The organism is Streptomyces pacificus, assembly GCF_011766325.1.
In the GTDB taxonomy this organism is placed as follows: domain Bacteria; phylum Actinomycetota; class Actinomycetes; order Streptomycetales; family Streptomycetaceae; genus Streptomyces; species Streptomyces pacificus.
Genome location: NZ_BLLG01000078.1, coordinates 1 through 504 on the forward strand (window position 1 = coordinate 1; position 504 = coordinate 504).

The 504-nt window shown below is 64.9% G+C and carries 2 protein-coding genes; one reads left to right on the forward strand and one right to left on the reverse strand.

All coding sequences use genetic code 11. From position 1 onward, the window contains the following. Nucleotides 1–72, reverse strand: a 72-nt coding sequence (locus tag SCWH03_RS30020; protein ID WP_216854822.1) for a DUF5372 family protein, incomplete at its 3' end; no start/stop codon positions are given. A gap of 56 nt (nt 73–128) precedes the next feature. On the opposite strand from SCWH03_RS30020, the gene SCWH03_RS28330 reads away from it, so the two are divergent. After that, nucleotides 129–338, forward strand: coding sequence for an integrase core domain-containing protein (locus SCWH03_RS28330; protein ID WP_173267785.1), 210 nt, complete (start codon nt 129–131; stop codon nt 336–338). Nucleotides 339–504 lie beyond the last annotated feature (166 nt).

Here is a 504-nt window from a genome sequence, read left to right on the forward strand (position 1 = left end):
CCAGCACTGACGGCGCTCGATGAACTCCAACTCCCGTCCAAACAGCGGGTGGAACGGGTGCGTCACCCGCACCCCGCCTGCATCTCCAGAGTCCGGAACCTGAGCAGTCGACGGATCACGCCAACGCGATGGCCGAAGCCCTGAACGGCACGTTCAAGGCCGAACTGATTGAGCATCAGGGGCCATGGCGGGACTTCGACCAGGTCGAGCGGGCCGTCTTCCAGTGGGTCGCGTGGTACAACAGTGAACGCCTCCACTCCGCCCTCGACTACGTACCGCCCGACGAGTACGAACAGGCGCACTGGGCGCAACTGCACGAAGTCCCGCAGACCGCTTGATCACACGATCGCGGACTCTACGAAACTCGGGGCAGCTCACACGGCGTTGAACAGCCGCCGCAGGTCAGGGACCGGGCCGCGCTCGCCCACCGGCAAGAACGGCTCGACCAACCCCCACTCGCCATCCGAGAGATCACCACGCGCCATCCTCGACAACTACCAGAAC